This is a genomic window from Massilia sp. CT11-108, from assembly GCF_047302915.1.
Classification (GTDB): Bacteria; Pseudomonadota; Gammaproteobacteria; order Burkholderiales; family Burkholderiaceae_D; genus Telluria; species Telluria orientalis.
In genome coordinates this window covers 1-2659 of record NZ_JBKYMO010000645.1, presented here as the reverse complement: position 1 = coordinate 2659, position 2659 = coordinate 1, and the positions used below count along the sequence as shown (strand labels likewise).

4 protein-coding genes are annotated in these 2659 nt (G+C 67.8%); all 4 read left to right on the top strand.

Translation table 11 applies throughout. The annotated features are described in order from the left end of the window. Window positions 1–586: flagellar assembly protein FliH (locus tag ACEN88_RS28835; protein ID WP_413345217.1), on the top strand; the 586-nt coding region annotated here is incomplete at its 5' end. Next, window positions 583–1971 (top strand): flagellar protein export ATPase FliI, encoded by a 1389-nt coding sequence (gene fliI / locus ACEN88_RS28830; RefSeq protein ID WP_056136284.1) that lies wholly within the window; start codon window positions 583–585, stop codon window positions 1969–1971. The genes ACEN88_RS28835 and fliI, both read left to right, overlap by 4 nt. A 36-nt stretch (window positions 1972–2007) precedes the next feature. Beyond that, complete coding sequence (gene fliJ, locus ACEN88_RS28825; protein WP_413345215.1) at window positions 2008–2448, top strand: flagellar export protein FliJ; 441 nt, start codon at window positions 2008–2010, stop codon at window positions 2446–2448. A gap of 30 nt (window positions 2449–2478) precedes the next feature. Continuing rightward, window positions 2479–2659, top strand: a 181-nt coding sequence (locus ACEN88_RS28820; RefSeq protein WP_413345213.1) for a hypothetical protein, incomplete at its 3' end; no start/stop codon positions are given.

Here is a 2659-nt window from a genome sequence, read left to right as displayed (position 1 = left end):
GCCCCAGTCGGAGCCCATGATCCAGCTGCCGACCGCACAAGAGCTCGAAGCGCTCCGCGCCGCCGCGCGCGACGAAGGCTATGCGGAAGGTCTCGAAGCGGGCCAGGCCGAAGGCCACGCCGCCGGCTACGAGGAAGGCCTTGCGCTGGGCCGTGCCGAAGCGGCCGAGGAACTGGAACACCTGCGCCAGCTCGCCACGACGTTCGGCGATGCCGTCACGCAAGCCGATGAAGCCATCTCCAACGACGTGCTGGAACTCGCGCTGCACCTCGCGCGCGGCATGGTCCGCACGGCATTCGACGTGAAGCCGGACCTGATCATCCCCGTCGTGCGCGAAGCCATCGACTACCTGCCGACCCTGCAACAACCGGCTCTGCTGATGCTGCATCCGGAAGACGCGCTGATCGTCAAGAGCAGCATCGGCCACGAGCTGGACAAGAACGGCTGGCGCATCGTCGAAGACGAGGGAGTGTCCCGTGGCGGCTGCCGCGTGGACACGGCCAGCAACCAGATCGACGCCCAGATCGGCGCGCGCTGGCAGCGCCTGACGCACGCGCTCGGCAAGGACCTGGACTGGCTGGAATGAACACCCATACCGGCCGCTGGAAGGCTTACCTGAACGACTGCGCCAACGTGGTCGATCTGGTCGAGCCGATGCAGGTGTCGGGCCGCGTCACGCGCGTGGCCGGCCTCGTCATGGAATGCGTCGGCCTGAAGCTCGCGGTCGGCGCCGCCTGCATGATTCCGGTTGCGTCCGGTGCCCGCATCGAAGCGGAAGTCGTCGGCTTCGAGGGCGAACGCCTGTTTTTGATGCCGCAATCGGACGTCGAAGGCGTCGTGCCCGGCTCGCGCGTATTCCCGATCGAAGCGAGCATGCCGAAGCCCGGCACGGTGACGCATCCGCGCCGCCGGCCGATGGACCGCGCCCGTCACCTGCCCGTCGGCTGGGGCCTGCTGGGCCGCGTCGTCGACGGCGCCGGCCGGCCGCTGGACGGCAAGGGTCCCGTCTCCACGGAACACATGGGCCCGCTCAACGCGCGCCCCATCAACCCGCTCGACCGCGTACCGATCTCGGAAACGCTGGACGTGGGCGTACGCGCCATCAATTCGATGCTGACGGTGGGCCGCGGCCAGCGTCTCGGCCTGTTCGCCGGTACCGGCGTCGGTAAATCCGTGCTGCTGGGCATGATCGCGCGCTACACGACGGCGGACGTGATCGTCGTCGGCCTGATCGGCGAACGGGGCCGCGAGGTGAAGGAATTCATCGAGCAGATCCTGGGCGAGGAAGGCCTGGCCCGCTCGGCCGTCGTGGCCGCGCCGGCCGACTCGCCGCCGCTGATGCGCCTGCAGGGCGCCGCCTACGCGACCGCCATCGCCGAGCACTTCCGCGACGAGGGCCGGAACGTCCTCCTGATCATGGATTCGCTCACGCGCTACGCGATGGCCCAGCGCGAGATCGCCCTCGCCATCGGCGAACCGCCGGCCACGAAAGGTTATCCGCCGTCGGTGTTCGCGAAACTGCCCGTGCTGGTGGAACGCGCGGGCAACGGCCAGGCGGGCGGCGGCTCGATCACGGCGTTCTACACCGTGCTGTCGGAAGGCGACGACCAGCAGGACCCGATCGCCGACGCGGCGCGCGGTATTCTCGACGGCCACATCGTGCTGAACCGCAAACTGGCCGAGGCAGGCCACTACCCCGCCATCGACATCGAACAATCGATCTCGCGCGCGATGCACGGCATCACGTCGCGCGAGCACCAGCAGGCCGCGCGCACCTTGAAGCAACTGTATTCGCGCTACGAGCGCTCGCGCGACCTGATCAGCGTGGGCGCCTATGCGCCGGGCACGGACCCGGTGCTGGACAAGGCCATCGCCTTGCACGAACGGATCGAGGCCTTCCTGTGCCAGGAAATCCACGACAACGTGGGCATGCTGCAGAGCTTGGGGGAATTGACCTCGCTGTTCGGCTGATTGGCCCGTCAAACTCATCGGTATACTTGATCTACCATGGCCACCGCATCCGCACTCGACACCCTGATCGACCTCGCCCAGCGCGAGTCCGACGCCTGCGCCAAGCGCCTGGGCGCGGCGCTGAAGGCCGTCGACGAGGGCGAGCAGAAGCTGCAGATGCTGCTCGGCTACCGCGACGACTATGCGAACCGGCTCGACGCGGCGCAAATGGCAGGCATCACCCCATTCGCGTACCAGAATTTCGTCGCCTTCCTCGGCAAGCTGGAACAGGCGATCGACGGCCAGCGCGAAGTGCTGAAGCATGCGCATGTCAAGGCCGACATGGAAAAGAAGGGCTGGCAGGAAAGCGAGCGCAAGCGCCTGTCGTACCGGACCCTGAACGAGCGCGCGGCCGCCGAGGCGCTTGCGATCGAAAACAAGCGCGACCAGAAAATGATGGACGACCACGCGGCCCGGACAGTCCGCACCAGGCGCTGACCGGCGCCTTTAACCTGAGCGACTAGCGACATGACCACGACTTCCTTTAACCCGCAGCTCAACACGGCCAACGGCATCAACCAGCGCCCGAACACCCCGGGCAACGGCGGCAGCGACGGCAGCCAGTTCAGCGCCCTGCTGCGGCGCGGCGTCGTCGTGTTGCGCGGGTTTCTCGGCTTCGGCCGGCTTGGCCTCCTGCTTCGCGGCGGGC

Excerpts from the sequence above, each read along its gene's own strand:
- fliI (WP_056136284.1), top strand. The coding sequence starts at position 583 with ATGAACACCCATACCGGCCGCTGGAAGGCTTACCTGAACGACTGCGCC.
- fliJ (WP_413345215.1), top strand. The coding sequence starts at position 2,008 with ATGGCCACCGCATCCGCACTCGACACCCTGATCGACCTCGCCCAGCGC.